This is a genomic window from Pseudomonas sp. DCB_BI (assembly GCF_026240995.1).
GTDB lineage: Bacteria > Pseudomonadota > Gammaproteobacteria > Pseudomonadales > Pseudomonadaceae > Aquipseudomonas.
Window position 1 is genome coordinate 184,124 of the sequence record NZ_JAPFCG010000008.1, and the last position, 17,870, is coordinate 201,993.

Here is a 17,870-nt window from a genome sequence, read left to right on the forward strand (position 1 = left end):
TGCAAGGCATGCGGCGTTACGCCACATTGCCGCTTAGTCTTTGGTCTTATAAACGGGCCGATATCACTTGGCCTTGCTGATTAGCCCGAATGGTTTGGTATACTCCGCCGCGACCGAAGGGTCATCGGGGCGAATCCCAGGAAAATGCGGACCGCCCTAGGCCATGAATGGCCGTAAAGCCTGGGTTGTTACCGCAGCTCAGCACTTGACGCTCGACTGATGCATCCACCATCACCGCTCGCAGCCTCTCGACTTTCCGCTCATGGCGCTGCCAGGGCGATGCGCCTACCCTGCGCACCACGAGACTCGAGCACGCTCAGCACACAGAGAGTTAACCCGCATGCCCACCCGTTCCAAGATCATCTATACCTTCACCGACGAAGCCCCCGCCCTCGCCACTTACTCGCTGCTGCCGATCATCGAAGCGTTCACCGCTTCGGCTGACATCGCTGTCGAAACTCGCGACATCTCCCTGGCTGGCCGTATCCTTGCCGCCTTCCCGGAGCAACTGGGCGCAGAGAAGCAAGTAGGCGATCACCTGGCGGAACTGGGCCAGCTGGCTACCACCCCTGAAGCCAACATCATCAAGCTGCCGAACATCAGCGCCTCGGTACCGCAGCTCAAGGCCGCGATCAAGGAACTGCAAGGCAAGGGCTTCAACATCCCTGACTATGCCGACGAGCCGGCCACCGCGGACGAAAAAGAATCCCGTGCCCGCTACGACCGCATCAAGGGTTCCGCGGTGAACCCGGTGCTGCGCGAAGGCAACTCCGACCGCCGCGCGCCGCTGTCGGTCAAGAACTACGCCCGCAAGCACCCGCACAAAATGGGCGCCTGGGCCGCCGACTCCAAGTCGCACGTTGCCCACATGACTCAGGGCGACTTCTACGGCAGTGAGAAAGCCGCACTGATCGAAGCTGACGATAGCCTGCGCATCGAGCTGGTCGGCAAAGACGGCAGCACCACCGTGCTGAAAGAAAAGACCGCGGTCAAGGCTGCCGAAGTCATCGACTGCGCGACCATGAGCCGCAAGGCCCTGAAAGCCTTCATCGCCGAGCAGATCGCCGATGCCAAGGCCTCTGGCGTGCTGCTGTCGGTGCACCTGAAAGCCACCATGATGAAGGTCTCCGACCCGATCATGTTCGGCGTCATCGTCGAAGAATTCTACGGCGACGTGCTGGCCAAGCACGCCGCAGCGCTGACCGAGGTCGGCTTCAACGCCAACAACGGTATCGGCGACCTGTACGCCCGCATCAAGGACCTGCCAGCTGACAAGCAGGCCGAAATCGAAGCCGACATCCAGGCCCTGTACGCCGAGCGTCCGGCCCTGGCCATGGTCAACTCCGACAAAGGCATCACCAACCTGCACGTGCCGAGCGACGTGATCGTCGACGCCTCGATGCCGGCCATGATCCGTGACTCGGGCAAGATGTGGAACACTGCTGGCGAACTGCAAGACGCCAAGGCCGTGATCCCGGACCGTTGCTACGCCGGTATCTACCAGGCCACCATCGAAGACTGCAAGAAAAACGGCGCCTTCGATCCGACCACCATGGGCAGCGTGCCGAACGTTGGCCTGATGGCGCAGAAAGCCGAAGAGTACGGCTCACACGACAAGACCTTCCAGATCAAGGCTGACGGCGTGGTTCGCGTGGTCGATGGCAAGGGCAACGTCGTACTGGAGCAGAACGTCGAAGCCGGTGACATCTTCCGCATGTGCCAGACCAAGGACGCGCCGATCCAGGACTGGGTCAAGCTGGCCGTCAACCGCGCCCGCCTGAGCAACACCCCTGCGGTGTTCTGGCTGGACCCGGCCCGCGCCCACGACGGCGTGATGATCGAGAAAGTACAGAAGTACCTGAAGGATCACGACACCACCGGCCTGGACATCCGTGTACTGGCTCCGGTCGACGCCATCAAGTTCTCCCTGGCCCGCATTCGCGAAGGCAAGGACACCATTTCGGTGACCGGCAACGTGCTGCGCGACTACCTGACCGACCTGTTCCCGATCATGGAGCTGGGCACCAGCGCCAAGATGCTGTCGATCGTGCCGCTGATGAACGGCGGTGGCCTGTTCGAAACCGGCGCCGGCGGTTCGGCACCGAAGCACGTGCAGCAGCTGGTTGAAGAGAACTTCCTGCGTTGGGACTCGCTGGGTGAATTCCTGGCCCTGGCCGCTTCCCTGGAGCACCTGGGCAACACCTACGACAACCCGCGCGCCAAGGTCCTGGCCAACACCCTGGACCAAGCCACCGGCAAGTTCCTCGACACCAACAAGTCGCCATCGCGCAAAGTCGGTGGTATCGACAACCGCGGCAGCCACTTCTACCTGACCCTGTACTGGGCCCAGGCCCTGGCTGCCCAGAGCGACGACGCTGCCCTGCAGGCACGCTTCGCCCCGCTGGCCAAGACCCTGACCGAGAACGAGGAGACTATCGTCGCCGAGCTCAACGCCGTTCAGGGCAAGCCGGCCGACATCGGTGGCTACTACGCGCCGGATGCCGAGCTGACTGCCAAGGTGATGCGCCCAAGCCAGACCCTGAACAGCGCCATTGCCGCCCTGTAAGGTTCGCTTGAAGTAACAGCACAAACCCCGGCCACGCACCGGGGTTTGTGCTTTCTGGATCGGGGCCGCTGCGCAGCCCTTCGCGGGCTTGCCCGCTCACAAACAGGAAAGGTGCTGCCAGCAAGACCTGCACGGCACCTGTGGGAGCGGGCGAGCCCGCGAAGGACCGCAAGGCGGTCCCGGCAATCTGAAAGGACATGGCAAATGACCTGGCAACCCCACATCACCGTAGCGACCATCGTCGAACACGAAGGCAAGTTCCTCTTCGTCGAGGAGTTCAAAGCCAACCAGCACGTCTTCAACCAGCCTGCCGGCCACCTCGAGCCCAACGAGACTTTGCCCCAGGCCGCCCTGCGCGAAACCCTGGAAGAAACCGCCTGGGAAGTCGAGCTGACCGGCGTGGTCGGCATCTACCTGTACACCGCCCCCAGCAACGGCGTGACCTACCAGCGCATCTGCTTCGCCGCCCGCCCCGTGCGCCATCACGCCGACCTGGCACTGGACAGCGACATCGTCCGCGCCGTGTGGCTGACCCGCGACGAACTGCTGGCCGACCCCACTCGCTGGCGCAGCGAGCTGGTGCCGCGCTGCCTGGATGACTACCTCAAAGGCCCGCTGCACAGCCTCGACCTGCTACGCGACTGACGCGGCGCTGCGGGTTTGATAGAATCGGCGTTTTTCCCCTTTGATACACACCGGTACCCATGACCAGCCCAGCACTCAAAGACCCCGCCAAGACCCGCGTCATCGTCGGCATGTCCGGCGGCGTGGACTCTTCCGTCTCCGCCCTTCTGCTCATCGAGCAGGGCTACCAGGTGGAAGGGCTGTTCATGAAGAACTGGGAAGAAGACGACGGCACCGAATACTGCACCGCCCGTGAAGACCTGGCCGACGCCCAGGCCGTGTGCGACCGTATCGGTATCAAGCTGCACACCGCCAACTTCGCCGCCGAGTACTGGGACAACGTGTTCGAGCACTTCCTTGAAGAATACAAGGCCGGCCGAACGCCCAACCCTGACATCCTCTGCAACCGCGAAATCAAGTTCAAGGCGTTCCTCGACTACGCCCTGTCGCTGGGGGCCGACATGATCGCCACCGGCCACTACGTGCGCCGCCGCGACACCGGCAGCCTCACCGAATTGCTCAAGGGCCTGGACCCGAACAAGGACCAGAGCTACTTCCTGCACGCCGTCGGCGGCAAGGAAATCGCCCGCACGCTATTCCCGGTCGGCGAGCTGGAAAAGCCCGAAGTACGCGCCATCGCCGAAAAACACGGCCTGGCCACCGCCAAGAAAAAGGATTCCACCGGTATCTGCTTCATTGGCGAGCGCCGCTTCAGCGACTTCCTCAAGCAGTACCTGCCGGCCCAGCCTGGCAATATCGAAACCACCGAAGGTGAAGTGATCGGCCGCCACCACGGCCTGATGTACCACACCATCGGCCAGCGCCAGGGCCTGGGCATTGGCGGCCTGAAGGATGCCGGTGACGAGCCGTGGTACGTGCTGCACAAAGACCTGACCCGCAACGTGCTGGTGGTCGGCCAGGGCAACGAACACCCGTGGCTGTTCTCCCGCGCCCTGCTGGCTTCGGAGATTTTCTGGGTCAACCCGGTCGACCTCAGCAGCCCGCGCCAGCTCACCGCCAAGGTGCGCTACCGCCAGAGCGACCAGCAGTGCACCCTGGCGCTGACCGCAAACGGTTACCGCGCCGTCTTCGACGAGCCGCAACGCGCGGTAACGCCTGGCCAGTCGGTCGTATTCTACGATGGCGAGGTGTGCCTGGGTGGCGGCGTGATCGAAGCCGCAGAGCCGTGGAGCCCGCGCGCATGAGCAACCTGCAGGAGCAATTGATTGCCCTGGGCGGCGTGTTCCAAGCCGCCGTGCTGGTCGACCGCATCGCCCGTACCGGCCAGGCCAGTGAGGCCAACATCGCCTGCATGCTGGGTAGCCTGCTGGTACGTGACCCCAATAACACCCTGGAAGTGTTCGGCGGTGACGACCTGAACCTGCGCGACGGCTATCGCGCACTGGTCGGCGCCCTGGAGCGGGACCCCAGCAGCCTGCAGCGCGAACCGCTGCGCTACGCCCTGTCGATGCTGGGCCTGGAACGCCAGTTGAACAAGCGTGGCGACCTGCTCGACACCATCGGCAACCGCCTGCCACAGATCCAGTCGCAAGCGGATCATTTTGGCCTGGTTCACGAAAACGTCATCGCTTCCAGTGGAGCCTTGTACCAGGACACCCTCAGCACCTTGCGCCAGCGCATCCAGGTACACGGCGACATGCGCTTCCTGCAGCAGCCCAACAACGCCTCGAAGATCCGCGCCTTGCTGCTGGCCGGCATCCGCGCTGCGCGCCTGTGGCGCCAGCTGGGCGGGCACCGCTGGCAGCTGGTGTTCAGCCGGCGCAAGTTGCTGAATGAACTGTACGACATGATGCGTACGCCTTCGTGACAGGCGCACGCTGAACCCTGTGGGAGCGGGTTCACCCGCGAATGCAATATTGGCCTCGCTACCGCATTCGCAGGTAAACACGCTCCCACAGGCATCGCATTAAGCTTTTTTGTAGGGCCGACCTTTGGTCAGCCACCCGACCCAGGCGCAATTTTCATGTATGATATGCGCCCTTCCAAAAGCCTGACTGTCCGAGAACACCCCATGCAGCTTTCTTCGCTCACTGCGGTTTCCCCTGTAGACGGCCGTTATGCCGGCAAAACCCAGGCCCTGCGCCCCATTTTCAGCGAATTCGGCCTGATCCGTTTCCGCGCCCTGGTCGAAGTGCGCTGGCTGCAGCGCCTGGCCGCCCACCCGCAGATCAGCGAAGTGCCGGCGTTCTCCGCCGAAGCCAACGCCCTGCTGGACAACCTGGCCAGCGATTTCAAGCTGGAGCACGCCGAGCGTGTGAAGGAAATCGAGCGCACCACCAACCACGACGTCAAGGCGATCGAATACCTCCTCAAGGAGCAGGCTGCCCAGCTGCCTGAGCTGGCCAAGGTCAGTGAGTTCATCCACTTCGCCTGCACCAGCGAGGACATCAACAACCTGTCCCACGCCCTGATGCTGCGCGCCGGCCGTGACGACGTGCTGCTGCCGCTGATGCGTCAGATCGCCGACGCCATCCGCGCCCTGGCCCACGCTCACGCCGACGTGCCAATGCTGTCACGCACCCACGGCCAGCCGGCTTCGCCGACTACCCTGGGCAAGGAACTGGCCAACGTCGTGTACCGCCTGGAGCGCCAGATCGCCCAGGTTGCCGCCGTACCGCTGCTGGGCAAGATCAACGGCGCCGTGGGCAACTACAACGCCCACCTGTCGGCCTACTCGCAGATCGACTGGGAAGCCAACGCCCGCGCGTTCATCGAAGACGAGCTGGGCCTGCAGTTCAACCCGTACACCACGCAGATCGAGCCGCACGACTATATCGCCGAGCTGTTCGACGCCATCGCCCGCTTCAACACCATCCTGATCGACTTCGACCGCGATGTGTGGGGCTACATCTCGCTGGGCTACTTCAAGCAGAAGACCGTGGCCGGCGAAATCGGCTCGTCGACCATGCCGCACAAGGTCAACCCAATCGACTTCGAAAACTCCGAAGGCAACCTGGGTATCGCCAACGCGCTGTTCCAGCACCTGGCCAGCAAGCTGCCGATCTCGCGCTGGCAGCGTGACCTGACCGACTCCACCGTGCTGCGCAACCTGGGCGTGGGCTTTGCCCACAGCGTCATCGCCTACGAAGCCAGCCTGAAAGGCATTGGCAAGCTGGAAGTCAACGAAGCTCGTATCGCTGCCGACCTGGACGCCTGCTGGGAAGTGCTGGCCGAGCCGATCCAGACCGTCATGCGCCGCTTCAACATCGAAAACCCCTACGAGAAGCTGAAAGAGCTGACCCGTGGCAAGGGCATCACCCCTGAAGCGTTGCTGACCTTCATCGACGGCCTGGAGATGCCAGCCGACGCCAAGGCCGAGCTCAAGCTGCTGACCCCTGCTACCTACATCGGTAACGCGGCAGCCCAGGCCAAACGCATCTAAGCTGACCGTCGCGTACAACGCCCGGCCTGGCCGGGCGTTTTTATTCCCGGACGAAAATTACGTTTTTTCAATAGGTTGAACATGAATCCTGATACTCCACTGCAGCTGCTCGGCGGCATCTCGGCCCGCGAATTCATGCGCGACTACTGGCAGAAGAAGCCGCTGCTGGTGCGCCAGGCCTTCCCGGACTTCATCAGCCCGATCGACCCCGACGAACTGGCTGGCCTGGCCCTGGAAGACGAAGTCGAGTCGCGCATCGTGCTGGAACACGGCGCCCACCCGTGGGAGCTGCGCCGTGGTCCGTTCAACGAAGACACCTTCGCAGAGCTGCCCGAAAAAGACTGGACCCTGCTGGTACAGGCCGTCGACCAGTTCGTTCCGGAGGTGGCCGAACTGCTGGAGAACTTCCGGTTCCTGCCAAGCTGGCGTATCGATGACGTGATGATCAGCTTCGCCACCCCGGGTGGCAGCGTTGGCCCGCACTTCGACAACTATGACGTGTTCCTGCTGCAGGGCCACGGCCAGCGCAACTGGAAGATCGGCCAGATGTGCAGCAGCGACAGCCCGCTGCTGGAGCACGCCGACCTGCGTATCCTGGCTGAATTCGAGCAGAGTGAAGAGTGGACCCTGGAACCAGGCGACATGCTCTACCTGCCACCGCGTCTGGCCCACTACGGGGTGGCCGTGGATGACTGCCTGACCTACTCGGTCGGCTTCCGCGCCCCAAGCGCTGCTGAAGTGCTGACCCACTTCACCGACTTCCTCGGCCAGTTCCTGCCCGACGAAGAACGCTACAGCGACGCCGACGCCCAGCCTGTCAGCGACCCGCACCAGATCCAGCATGACGCCCTCGACCGCCTCAAGGCGCTGCTCGACAAGCACATGGGCGACAAGGACCTGCTGCTGACCTGGTTCGGCCAGTTCATGACCGAGCCGCGCTACCCCGAGCAGATCGTCGGCGAAGAGCTGAGCGAGGAAGAGCTGATCGACGCCCTGGAGCAAGGTGCCATTCTGATCCGTAACCCGGCTGCACGCATGGCCTGGTCGGAATTCGAAGATGACCTGCTGCTGTTCGCCAGCGGTCGCAGCTGCCCACTGCCGGGGAAACTGCGCGAGCTGCTGAAGCTGGTGTGTGCGGCCGACGCCCTGCACATCGACAACCTGGCGGAATGGCTGCAAGACGAAGATGGCCTCATGCTGGTACAGCAACTGATCAAACAAGGAAGCCTGGGATTCGCCAATGAATAAAATCAGCGTGCGCCTCGCAGACTGGCACAAGGACAATGCCGACATCCGTCGAATCCGTGAAGCGGTATTCGTGGCCGAGCAGCACATTCCGCCGGAACTGGAGTTCGATTCGGAGGATATGGACGCGCAGCATTTCCTGGCACTGGAAGGTGATTATCCGATCGGTACTGCGCGCCTGCTGGCCGATGGCACGATCGGGCGCATTTCGGTGCTCAAGGACTGGCGTGGCCTGAAGGTGGGTGATGCGCTGATGAACGCCGTGATCGTCGAAGCGCAGAACCGCGACCTGAAGCAGCAGATGCTCAGCGCCCAGGTGCATGCCACGCCGTTCTACGAGCGGCTGGGCTTTCGCGTAGTCAGCGAAGAGTTCCTTGAAGCGGGCATCCCGCACGTGGACATGGTGCGCGACTCGCGCGCCTGATCCACAACCTGCACCGGCCGCCTCGCGGGCTTGTCCGCGAAGCGGCCGGCTCAGGTAAAGACATTTCCCCTGACAAAAACCTGTACATCCATCCAGATAAAACTTGCCTCTGCGCCCCCGCTTGCGCATCCTATGGCCCACCACCCCGATAAAGCGTCCCGGCCATGCGCCTGTTCCTCTGCGAAAAACCCTCCCAGGCAAAAGACATCGCCAAAGTGCTCGGCGCCAGCCGCAAGGGCGACGGCTGCTGGCAAGGCACCGACGTCTGCGTCACCTGGTGCATAGGCCACCTGCTGGAAACCGCCCCGCCCGACAGCTACGACGAACGCTACAAGCGCTGGAACCTGGCCGACCTGCCGATCATCCCGGAAAAATGGAAGATGCTGGTCAAGCCCAAGACCGCCAGCCAGTTCAAGGCGGTCAAGCGCCTGCTCGGCGAAGCCCGGGAGCTGGTGATCGCTACCGACGCCGACCGCGAAGGCGAAATGATCGCCCGCGAACTGGTCGAGCACTGCCGCTACCGTGGCCCGGTGCAGCGCCTGTGGCTATCGGCACTGGACGACGCCTCCATCCGCAAGGCCCTGGCGCGCCTGCTGCCCGGCCACGAAACGTTCAACCTGTACCACTCGGCGCTGGGCCGCTCGCGCGCCGACTGGCTGATCGGCATGAACATGAGCCGGCTGTTCACCCTGCTTGGCCGCCAGTCCGGCTACCAGGGCGTGCTACCGGTGGGCCGGGTGCAAACGCCTACCTTGCGCCTGGTGGTCGACCGCGACCGCAGCATCGCCGACTTTGTGCCGGTGCCGTTCTGGGCCATCGACGTGCAGCTGGAGCACGCCGGCCAGCGCTTCAACGCCCAATGGCGCGCCCCCGAAGACGCCTGCGATGACCAGGGCCGCTGCCTGAAGCAGGAGCTGGCGCAAAAAGCCGCCGCGGATATCGGCCAGGCCGGCACTGCCCGGGCGGTAAAGGTCGCCACCGAGCGCGTGCGCGAGGCCGCACCGCTGCCCTTCGACCTTGGCACCCTGCAAGAGCTGTGCTCGAAAAAATTCGGCCTCGGCGCCCAGGAAACCCTCGACATCGCCCAAGCGCTGTACGAGACCCACAAGCTGATCACCTACCCGCGCAGCGACTGCGGTTACCTGCCGCAAAGCCAGCATGCCGAGGCGCCAGCCATTCTCGCAGCATTGCAGCGTGCCGACACCAGCCTGGCGCCGCTGCAGCCGTTCCTGGAGCCCCAGCGCCGCTCGCGGGCCTGGAACGACGCCAAGGTCAGTGCCCACCACGGCATCATCCCCACTGCCGCTGCCAGCGACCCGTCGCGCCTGTCGGGCAAGCACAAGGCTGTGTATACCCTGATCCGCGCCCGCTACCTGGCGCAATTCCTGCCCAACCACGAGTACGACCGCACCCAGGCCGACTTCGACTGTGCCGGGCATGCCCTGCGCGCCGTCGGCAAACAGATCGTCGAGCCGGGTTGGCGCCGCGCCCTGCCCGAGGCACTGACCCCCACCAAGGGTCGTGAAGCACCGCCGGCTCAAGTGTTGCCAGTGCTGCGCGAAGGCCAGGACTGCACCGTGCAAGGGCTGCAATTGAAAGACCTGTGGACCCAGCCGCCCAAGCCGTTCACTGAGGGCGACCTGATCAAGGCGATGAAAAACGTGGCCAAGCTGGTGGAGGACCCGCGCCTGAAGCAGAAGCTGAAAGAAACCACCGGCATCGGCACCGAAGCCACCCGCGCCAGCATCATCCAGGGCCTGCTCGACCGCGGCTACCTGGTGAAGAACGGCAAAGCGCTCGCGGCCACGCCTGCGGCCTTCAGCCTGATCGACGCCGTGCCCCGCGCCATCGCAGACCCTGGCACCACGGCGATCTGGGAGCAGGCACTGGACATGGTGCAGAGTGGCGAGATGACCCTCGAAGAGTTCGTCGCCCGGCAATCGGCGTGGATGGGCAAGCTGGTGGAACGCTGCAGCGGGCTGCGCATGACCATCAGCGGGCCGGCAGCCGGGGCAGCGCCGCCCTGGAAGAAAAAGCGTCGCGGTGGTGGCAAGAGTAAAGCGGCTGGAGGCAAGACTACCGCCAGCAAACCCCGCCAGCCTCGGAAAAAAGCAACAACCTAGCCGTTGTAGTGAAGGTAATCCGCGAACAAGCCGGTACAGACAGCACACCTCAATGGGGAAAACCACAAGCCCCGCACGACACATTGGCACCATGAAATTTACCTGCTAAGTTTTCATGAAAATAATCACAATAATTTTCACGAGGCTTCTGCATGTTCAAACAGTCCGCCCAGCACGTCGCCAGCTACTACGCCCAGACTTACCCCGCCAACATCCCGTTACGCCCTACCCTGCAAGGCAGCCATGACACCGACGTGCTGATCATCGGCGCCGGCTTCAGCGGCCTGCACACGGCCCTGCGCCTGACCCAGGCCGGTAAGCGCGTGACAGTGCTGGAAGCCAGCCGCGTGGCCTGGGCTGCCTCTGGGCGCAATGGCGGCCAGGCCCTGCTCGGCTGGTCTTGCGACATGCCGCCACTGGAAAAGGCCCTGGGCGTGGAACGCACCCAACGGCTGTGGGCAAGCATGTGCTGGGCGGCCGACGAACTGCGCGAACTGCCCCAACGCCACGGCTTTGATATCGATTATCGGCTGGGCAGCCTATGGACCGCCGTGCTGCCGCGCCGGGTGAAAATGCTTGAAGAAGCCCTGCACGACGCCGAACACAAATGGGGCTACGACGCCCTGCGCCTGATCGGCCGCGACGAGCTGCCGGAATGGATCGACAGCCCCCGTTACCAAGCTGCGCTGTATGACGGCAAAGGCGCCCACCTCAACCCCCTCAAGCTGGCCCAAGGCCTGGCCCGCACCCTCGAAGCCGGTGGTGGGCACATCTACGAACAGAGCCAGGTACTCAGCTATCAACAAGCCGGCAACGGCTATATCGCCCGGACGGACAACGGCGAAGTGCGCTGCCAAGTCTTGGTGCTGGCCTGCAACGCCTACATCGACCACCTCGACCGTGACCTGTCGCGGCGCCTGTTGCCGGTCGGTTCCTACCAGGTGGCCACCGCGCCTCTGGACGCCGACTTCGCCCATTCGTTGCTACCTCGCAACAGTTGCGTGATCGACAACCAGTTCGTACCCGACTACTTCCGCCTCACCCCAGACCACCGCCTGCTGTTCGGCGGTGGCTGCACTTACCTGGGCGGCATTCCCAAGGACGTCGCCAGCGCCACCCGCCCTTACCTGGAGCGGGTGTTCCCGCAACTGGCCGGAGTCGCCATTGACTATGCCTGGGGCGGCCATATCGATTGCAGCCTCCGGCGCACCCCTGACGTCGGCCACGAAGGGCAGCGCTATTGGCTGCAGGGTTTCTCCGGCCACGGCGTACTGCCGACCCTGGCCGCGGCACGAGCGGTCAGTGATGCCATTCTCGGTGACGACGACCTGTTGGCGCTGTACCAAGGCATCGACAACGGTCGTTTCCCCGGCGGGGACCTGCTCGCAGCACCGCTGGAAGCCGCCGCCAAGGCCTGGTACAGAATGCGTGACACGCTCTGAAGACCACCGGCACTTGCTGCGCCGAAATCTCCCCTATTCTCAATAGCTCCCTTCGGTTCCTGCAGACAGGAGACACGATCATGAGTCACGTAACCACGAAGGATGGCGTGCAGATTTTCTACAAGGACTGGGGCTCCCGCGACGCGCCGGTCATTCATTTCCACCATGGCTGGCCGCTGAGCGCAGATGACTGGGACGCCCAGATGCTGTTCTTTCTCGCCCAGGGCTATCGCGTGGTAGCCCATGACCGCCGTGGCCATGGCCGTTCCAGCCAAGTATGGGATGGCCACGACATGGACCACTACGCCGACGACGTGGCAGCTGTGGTTGCCCACCTGGGCACCCAGGGCGCCGTGCATGTCGGCCACTCCACCGGTGGTGGTGAGGTGGTTCGCTACATGGCCCGGTACCCTCAGGACAAGGTGGCCAAAGCGGTGCTGATCGCCGCCGTACCACCCCTGATGGTGCAAACGCCCGCTAACCCTGGCGGCCTGCCCAAGTCGGTGTTCGACGACTTCCAGGCCCAGGTCGCCAGCAACCGCGCGCAGTTTTACCGGGACGTACCGGCCGGCCCGTTCTACGGCTACAACCGCCCCGGTGCCAAAGCCAGCGAAGGCATCATCGCCAACTGGTGGCGCCAGGGCATGATCGGCAGCGCCAAGGCCCATTACGATGGCATCGTGGCGTTTTCCCAGACCGATTTCACCGAAGACCTCAAGGGCATAAACCAGCCAGTACTGGTGATGCATGGCGACGATGACCAGATCGTGCCGTATGAAAACTCCGGGGTGCTGTCGGCGAAGCTGCTGCCCAATGGCACCCTGAAAACCTACAAAGGCTACCCGCACGGCATGCCGACTACCCATGCCGATGTGATCAACGCGGATCTGCTGGCGTTTATCCGTAGCTGATGCGATAGCCTCTACCGTCCCTTTCGCGGGTAAACCCGCTCCTACAGGATTCCGCCATATTTGTAGGAGCGGGTTTACCCGCAAAAGGGCCAGCACTGGCAACGCACCGCCCCCAGGATTACCATGTCACCCTTCTAGCGCGGCCATTTGCCGCCCCTTTGCCTTCCCTGCCTGCCAAGACCCCATGCCCTTCGAACTCACCGTAGAACCCCTCACCCTGCTGATCCTGGCCCTGGTGGCCTTCGTCGCCGGTTTCATCGATGCCATCGCCGGTGGCGGCGGCCTGCTCACCACCCCGGCCCTGCTCACCGCCGGCATGCCACCGCACCTGGTACTGGGCACCAACAAGCTCAGTTCCACCTTCGGGTCGGCCACTGCAGGTTTCACGTACTACAAACGCAAACTGTTTCACCCGGCGCAGTGGCGCCCGGCGTTGTTCGCCACCTTGACCGGGGCATTGCTCGGTGCGGTCATCGCCCACTACATGCCTGCCGAATGGCTGAACAAGATGCTGCCGGTGATCGTCTTCGCCTGTGGCATCTACCTGCTGTTCGGCGGCACGCCCAAGGCGCCGCTGGATGCCGATGCGCCCATCAAGAAAAAGTGGCAAGTGCCGCAAGGCTTCACCCTGGGCTTCTACGACGGCGTGGCGGGCCCAGGTACCGGGGCCTTCTGGACGGTCAGTACCCTGCTGCTGTACCCCATCGACCTGGTCCGCGCCAGCGGCGTGGCGCGCAGCATGAACTTCGTCAGCAACATCGCGGCGCTGACGGTGTTCATCATTTCCGGGCAGGTGGACTACATCGTCGGCCTGTGCATGGGCCTGTCGGTGATGGTCGGCGCCTTTTTTGGTGCACGCACGGCGATCAGCGGCGGCAGCAAATTCATCCGCCCGGTGTTCATCACCGTGGTGCTGGCGTTGACGGTGCGCTTAGCGTGGCAGCACTGGTTCGGGCAGGCCTGAGGGGCTTTGGCAATGGAATGAGCATTGCCAAAGCCCTGCGCCTAGTCGGAGAACATTGCTGACTGCAGTTAGGACGGGAAAGCCGGAATAGCACAGCCTAGCCGCCGCGCAACGTACAAGTCGATCAGGTAGCGGGCAATGGACCGCCCGGCCGGCAGCGGGGGCAGGTCGTGGACGTTGAACCACTGGGCGTCCTCGATCTCGTCCGGCTGCATGACTATCTCGCCCCCGGCATACTCGGCATGGAAACCCAACATCATCGAATGCGGGAACGGCCAGCACTGGCTGCCGACGTACTGGATGTTCTGCACCTCTACCGCCACCTCTTCCCGCACTTCGCGCACCAGGCAGTCTTCGGCCGACTCACCCGGCTCGGCAAAACCTGCCAGGGTGCTGTACACGCCGGTGACGAAGCGTGGCGAACGCGCCAGCAGGATTTCATCACCGCGGGTCACCAGCACGATCATGCTGGGTGAAATGCGCGGATAGCTACGCAGGTCGCAGGGCTGGCAATACATCGCCCGCTCCCAGTGAATTTGCGTCATCGCCTGGCCGCAGCTGCCGCAGAAACGATGCTCGCGGGCCCAGGTGCCGATCTGCGCGGCATAGCCCAGCACTTTGTAGAGATCGGAGTCGCCTTCCAGCATGAACGCACGCAACCCCCGCCAGCTGCAGCCGGGCACGTCGCTGGCACTGCGCAGCTCCAACAGGAACACCGGCTGGCCGTCGAAGTGGCCGATGCCGTGCTCGCACAATACGTCGAGGTCCTGGCGCTTGAGCCAGTCGCGGGGGAACAGCGCGCCATTGGCGTCCAGCAAAAAACCTTCCGGGCTGCGCGCCACGGCCAGCCCCCCGGAAATCTGCGGGTCGAGTACTGCGGTAGTCCAGCGTGCTGACATGTCGGGGGTTCCTTTACTGCGCGTCCCCCGGCCCGATCAGTCGGCGAACGTCGGTTTCTGTTTGCTCATGTGCGCCGCCACAGCCACGCGCAGGTCTTCGGACTGCAGCATCGCGGCGTTCCAGGTGGCGATGTAGTCCAGGCCATCGTCGATGCGATGGTCACGCATGTAGCTGAGCATTTCCTTGGTGCCGGCCACGGCGATCGGCGATTTTGCGGCAATCTCGCGGGCGATGGCAAAGACTCCGTCCATCAGCGCGGCCTGATCATCATAGACCCGGTTGACCAGGCCGATGCGCAGGGCCTCATCGGCCGCAACGTTGCGCCCGGTGAACGCCAGCTCACGCATCATGCCGTCGCCGATGATACGTGGCAAACGTTGCAGTGTGCCGACATCCGCGGCCATGCCCATGTCGATTTCCTTGATCGAGAACTGCACATCACCGCTGCAGTAGCGCATGTCGCACGCCGAGATGAGGTCGATGGCGCCCCCGATGCAGTAGCCCTGCACGGCCGCCAGTACGGGTTTGCGGCATTTGTCCACAGCGGTGAATGAGGCCTGCAGGCGCTGGATGGTGCTGCGCAGGAAGCGCGCATTGCGCCCTACGTCCTTGCCCATTTGCCCGGCCAGCGAAGCCAGCATCATCAGATCGATACCGGCGGAGAAGTGCTTGCCAGCGCCGCTGATCACCACCACCCGAACAGCATCGGTTTCATCGATCCAGCGAAAGATAGCAACGATCTCTTCCCAGAAAGCCGCGTTCATCGCATTGACCTTCTCCGGGCGGTTGATCTGAACGTGGGCGATATTGTCGGTCAGTTCGACCTTGAATGCGCTGTACTCGGTCACGGGCGGCACTCCTGTGGGTGAAGAATTCATGACGCGGATGGTAACCCAGCCCAATGGCCGCACTTGTGCCAAAAACGGGACTGCACGCCTTGCCTAAGGCGCGCCGATCCGGCACCGTGCGCCATCGCCGAATTATAAGGATACATATTCATGTCACGCTCACTGACCGGCACCCTCGCCCACGGTTTTCTGGGCCAGTCGCCGCTTTGGTACAAGGCGGTCATCTGCCTGTTCCTGCTGCTGAACCCACTGCTGCTGGTAACCGTAGGCCCGGTTGCAGCCGGCTGGGCGTTGGTGCTCGAGTTCATCTTCACCCTGGGCATGGCGCTGAAGTGCTACCCGCTGATGCCCGGTGGCCTGTTGCTGATTGAAGCGCTGCTGTTGCAGATGACCACGCCGCAGGCGCTGTACGAGGAGTTGCTGCACAACTTCCCGGTAATCCTGCTACTGATGTTCATGGTCGCCGGTATCCATTTCATGAAGGAGCTGCTGCTGTTCCTGTTCTCGCGCATTCTGCTGGGTGTGCGTTCGAAAGCCATGCTGTCGCTACTGTTCTGCGTACTGTCGGCGTTTCTTTCGGCGTTTCTCGATGCGCTGACCGTCACGGCCGTGATCATCAGCGCCGCGGTCGGCTTTTACGCGGTCTACCATCGCGTGGCATCCGGTGCCAACCCACGTGAAGACAGCGCACTGGACAGCGACCAGCAAGTGGCGCAGTTGCACCGTGATGACCTGAACCAGTTCCGCGCGTTCCTGCGCAGCTTGCTGATGCACGGCGCAGTGGGTACTGCCCTGGGTGGCGTTTGCACGCTGGTGGGCGAGCCGCAGAACCTGCTGATCGGCCACGAGATGGGCTGGCACTTCGCTGACTTTTTCCTCAAGGTGGCGCCCGTGTCCATACCGGTGCTGGGTGCCGGCCTGCTGACCTGCGTGTTGCTGGAGAAGCTGCGCCTGTTTGGCTACGGCACGCTGATGCCTGAGACAGTGCGCCAGGTACTGGCTGCCTATGCCGCCGAGGATGATGCCGCACGCACCCAGGCCCAGCGTCTGGCGCTGTGGGTCCAGGGGGTCGCTGCGTTGATCCTGATCGTGTGCCTGGGGCTGCATGTGGCCGAGGTTGGCCTGATCGGCCTGATGGTGATCGTGCTGATCACGGCGTTTACCGGTATCACCGATGAGCACCGGCTGGGCCGGGCCTTCCAGGACGCCATGCCGTTCACCTCGTTGCTGGTGGTGTTCTTCGCCGTGGTCGCGGTGATCCACCAGCAGCAACTGTTCAGCCCGTTGATCAGCTGGGTACTGACGCTACCGGCCGAACAGCAACCAGGCATGCTGTACCTGGCCAACGGCTTGCTGTCGGCGATCAGCGACAATGTGTTCGTTGCCACCATCTACATCACCGAAGTGAAGCAAGCGTTTCTCAACGGCGGCATGAGCCGCGAGCACTTCGAGACGCTGGCAGTGGCAATCAACACCGGCACCAACTTGCCCAGCGTGGCGACGCCGAATGGGCAGGCGGCATTCCTGTTCCTGCTGACCTCAGCAATCGCGCCGCTGATCCGGCTGTCGTATGGGCGGATGGTGTGGATGGCCTTGCCCTATACCGTGGTGATGGGCGGGTTGGGGTGGTGGGCGGTGACGTACTGGCTGTGAGGTGCTCTGTTTGGCGCGAGGGTGCATCAGTTTGGGGGTGCATGGCTTCAGGGGGATGTCGTTTGTGAGATCGAGCGCCGCCCGCAGCCATAATGCAATGTAAAGACATGCCCCACTCCCATACAACTTTTGCGCCACGCGCGCATCAAACCCCAGGTAAGCCCCATCCGCTCCAAGGAGGTCTCTCATGGCGCTGCGCACCACACTGCTGCTTTCCTGCATGACCCTGGCCCTGCTCGGCTGCGCCGGCAACGATCACCCGGCACCGCCGCGCACCCAGCAGGTCGACTTGCAACGCTACCAGGGCACTTGGTATGAACTGGCGCGACTGCCGATGTTCTTCCAACGTAACTGTGTGAAGTCCGAGGCACGCTACGGCTTGCGCGAGGACGGCCGTATCGATGTAACCAACCGCTGCCAGGAAAAGGACGGCCAGTGGAATGAAGCCAAAGGCATCGCCGAGGCCCAGCAACCAGGCAGCACTGACAAGCTGTGGGTGCGTTTCGACAACTGGTTCAGCCGCCTGGCACCGGGCCTGACCAAAGGCGAGTACTGGGTGCTGTACCACGACAAGGACTACCGTGTGGCGCTGGTCGGCCACCCCAACCGCGAATACCTGTGGCTGCTCTCGCGCACGCCTGCGGTCACGGACCAGCAGCGCGAGCAGCTGCTGACCATCGCCCGCGAGCAAGGTTATGACACCAGCAAGCTCATCTGGCGACAGGCTGACTAGCAGGCCGTCGACGGCGGGCGGCAATCCGGCTAAG

At 63.3% G+C, this 17,870-nt stretch carries 15 protein-coding genes; 13 read left to right on the forward strand and 2 right to left on the reverse strand.

Going from position 1 to position 17,870, the window contains the following annotated elements:
* The first annotated feature begins 340 nt into the window (after positions 1-340).
* From OO258_RS11215 to OO258_RS11265, 11 genes are all read left to right on the forward strand, one after another.
* A complete protein-coding gene (locus tag OO258_RS11215) occupies positions 341-2,566 on the forward strand; it encodes an NADP-dependent isocitrate dehydrogenase (protein WP_266030414.1) in 2,226 nt (741 codons plus the stop codon).
* A 204-nt stretch (positions 2,567-2,770) separates the two neighbouring features.
* On the forward strand, positions 2,771-3,211 hold the full coding sequence (locus OO258_RS11220) for an NUDIX hydrolase (protein WP_003251227.1): 441 nt from the start codon (positions 2,771-2,773) through the stop codon (positions 3,209-3,211).
* Between the two features lie 59 nt (positions 3,212-3,270).
* Complete coding sequence (gene mnmA / locus OO258_RS11225; protein WP_110744627.1) at positions 3,271-4,395, forward strand: tRNA 2-thiouridine(34) synthase MnmA; 1,125 nt, start codon at positions 3,271-3,273, stop codon at positions 4,393-4,395.
* Positions 4,392-5,018: a high frequency lysogenization protein HflD gene (gene hflD / locus OO258_RS11230; RefSeq protein ID WP_266030416.1), complete on the forward strand. Its 627-nt coding sequence runs from the start codon at positions 4,392-4,394 to the stop codon at positions 5,016-5,018. The genes mnmA and hflD overlap by 4 nt, the downstream gene beginning before the upstream one ends.
* A 204-nt stretch (positions 5,019-5,222) precedes the next feature.
* On the forward strand, positions 5,223-6,593 hold the full coding sequence (gene purB, locus OO258_RS11235) for an adenylosuccinate lyase (RefSeq protein WP_266030418.1): 1,371 nt from the start codon (positions 5,223-5,225) through the stop codon (positions 6,591-6,593).
* 81 nt (positions 6,594-6,674) lie between these two features.
* On the forward strand, positions 6,675-7,841 hold the full coding sequence (locus OO258_RS11240; RefSeq protein WP_110744629.1) for a cupin domain-containing protein: 1,167 nt from the start codon (positions 6,675-6,677) through the stop codon (positions 7,839-7,841).
* The gene (locus tag OO258_RS11245; protein ID WP_110744630.1) at positions 7,834-8,262 is read left to right on the forward strand and encodes a GNAT family N-acetyltransferase; all 429 of its coding nucleotides are present in this window, start codon (positions 7,834-7,836) and stop codon (positions 8,260-8,262) included. The genes OO258_RS11240 and OO258_RS11245 overlap by 8 nt, the downstream gene beginning before the upstream one ends.
* Before the next feature lie 164 nt (positions 8,263-8,426).
* Positions 8,427-10,385, forward strand: coding sequence for a DNA topoisomerase III (locus tag OO258_RS11250; RefSeq protein ID WP_266030424.1), 1,959 nt, complete (start codon positions 8,427-8,429; stop codon positions 10,383-10,385).
* 152 nt (positions 10,386-10,537) lie between these two features.
* Positions 10,538-11,827: an NAD(P)/FAD-dependent oxidoreductase gene (locus OO258_RS11255; protein ID WP_280344718.1), complete on the forward strand. Its 1,290-nt coding sequence runs from the start codon at positions 10,538-10,540 to the stop codon at positions 11,825-11,827.
* 80 nt (positions 11,828-11,907) lie between these two features.
* Positions 11,908-12,738 carry an alpha/beta fold hydrolase gene (locus OO258_RS11260; RefSeq protein ID WP_266030426.1) on the forward strand — a complete coding sequence of 277 codons (831 nt, stop codon included), beginning with the start codon at positions 11,908-11,910 and terminating at the stop codon, positions 12,736-12,738.
* A 184-nt stretch (positions 12,739-12,922) separates the two neighbouring features.
* Positions 12,923-13,702 (forward strand): TSUP family transporter, encoded by a 780-nt coding sequence (locus OO258_RS11265; protein ID WP_003251244.1) that lies wholly within the window; start codon positions 12,923-12,925, stop codon positions 13,700-13,702.
* A gap of 68 nt (positions 13,703-13,770) precedes the next feature.
* Here the strand turns inward: OO258_RS11265 and nudC are convergent, their stop codons facing one another.
* A complete protein-coding gene (gene nudC / locus OO258_RS11270; protein ID WP_266030428.1) occupies positions 13,771-14,601 on the reverse strand; it encodes an NAD(+) diphosphatase in 831 nt (276 codons plus the stop codon).
* Positions 14,602-14,637: 36 nt separating this feature from the next.
* Positions 14,638-15,450: a crotonase/enoyl-CoA hydratase family protein gene (locus OO258_RS11275; RefSeq protein WP_110744635.1), complete on the reverse strand. Its 813-nt coding sequence runs from the start codon at positions 15,448-15,450 to the stop codon at positions 14,638-14,640.
* Positions 15,451-15,600: 150 nt separating this feature from the next.
* Here OO258_RS11275 and nhaB point away from each other — a divergent pair, with 150 nt between their 5' ends.
* Complete coding sequence (gene nhaB, locus OO258_RS11280; RefSeq protein WP_266030431.1) at positions 15,601-17,103, forward strand: sodium/proton antiporter NhaB; 1,503 nt, start codon at positions 15,601-15,603, stop codon at positions 17,101-17,103.
* A gap of 187 nt (positions 17,104-17,290) precedes the next feature.
* Positions 17,291-17,836 carry a lipocalin family protein gene (locus OO258_RS11285; RefSeq protein ID WP_266030433.1) on the forward strand — a complete coding sequence of 182 codons (546 nt, stop codon included), beginning with the start codon at positions 17,291-17,293 and terminating at the stop codon, positions 17,834-17,836.
* Positions 17,837-17,870: the final 34 nt, after the last annotated feature.

What these genes read in the sequence shown, in the direction of transcription:
- OO258_RS11215 (WP_266030414.1), top strand. Translation starts at nt 341, where the DNA reads ATGCCCACCCGTTCCAAGATCATCTATACCTTCACCGACGAAGCCCCC.
- OO258_RS11220 (WP_003251227.1), top strand. Translation starts at nt 2,771, where the DNA reads ATGACCTGGCAACCCCACATCACCGTAGCGACCATCGTCGAACACGAA.
- mnmA (WP_110744627.1), top strand. Translation starts at nt 3,271, where the DNA reads ATGACCAGCCCAGCACTCAAAGACCCCGCCAAGACCCGCGTCATCGTC.
- hflD (WP_266030416.1), top strand. Translation starts at nt 4,392, where the DNA reads ATGAGCAACCTGCAGGAGCAATTGATTGCCCTGGGCGGCGTGTTCCAA.
- purB (WP_266030418.1), top strand. Translation starts at nt 5,223, where the DNA reads ATGCAGCTTTCTTCGCTCACTGCGGTTTCCCCTGTAGACGGCCGTTAT.
- OO258_RS11240 (WP_110744629.1), top strand. Translation starts at nt 6,675, where the DNA reads ATGAATCCTGATACTCCACTGCAGCTGCTCGGCGGCATCTCGGCCCGC.
- OO258_RS11245 (WP_110744630.1), top strand. Translation starts at nt 7,834, where the DNA reads ATGAATAAAATCAGCGTGCGCCTCGCAGACTGGCACAAGGACAATGCC.
- OO258_RS11250 (WP_266030424.1), top strand. Translation starts at nt 8,427, where the DNA reads ATGCGCCTGTTCCTCTGCGAAAAACCCTCCCAGGCAAAAGACATCGCC.
- OO258_RS11255 (WP_280344718.1), top strand. Translation starts at nt 10,538, where the DNA reads ATGTTCAAACAGTCCGCCCAGCACGTCGCCAGCTACTACGCCCAGACT.
- OO258_RS11260 (WP_266030426.1), top strand. Translation starts at nt 11,908, where the DNA reads ATGAGTCACGTAACCACGAAGGATGGCGTGCAGATTTTCTACAAGGAC.
- OO258_RS11265 (WP_003251244.1), top strand. Translation starts at nt 12,923, where the DNA reads ATGCCCTTCGAACTCACCGTAGAACCCCTCACCCTGCTGATCCTGGCC.
- nudC (WP_266030428.1), bottom strand. Translation starts at nt 14,601, where the DNA reads ATGTCAGCACGCTGGACTACCGCAGTACTCGACCCGCAGATTTCCGGG.
- nhaB (WP_266030431.1), top strand. Translation starts at nt 15,601, where the DNA reads ATGTCACGCTCACTGACCGGCACCCTCGCCCACGGTTTTCTGGGCCAG.
- OO258_RS11285 (WP_266030433.1), top strand. Translation starts at nt 17,291, where the DNA reads ATGGCGCTGCGCACCACACTGCTGCTTTCCTGCATGACCCTGGCCCTG.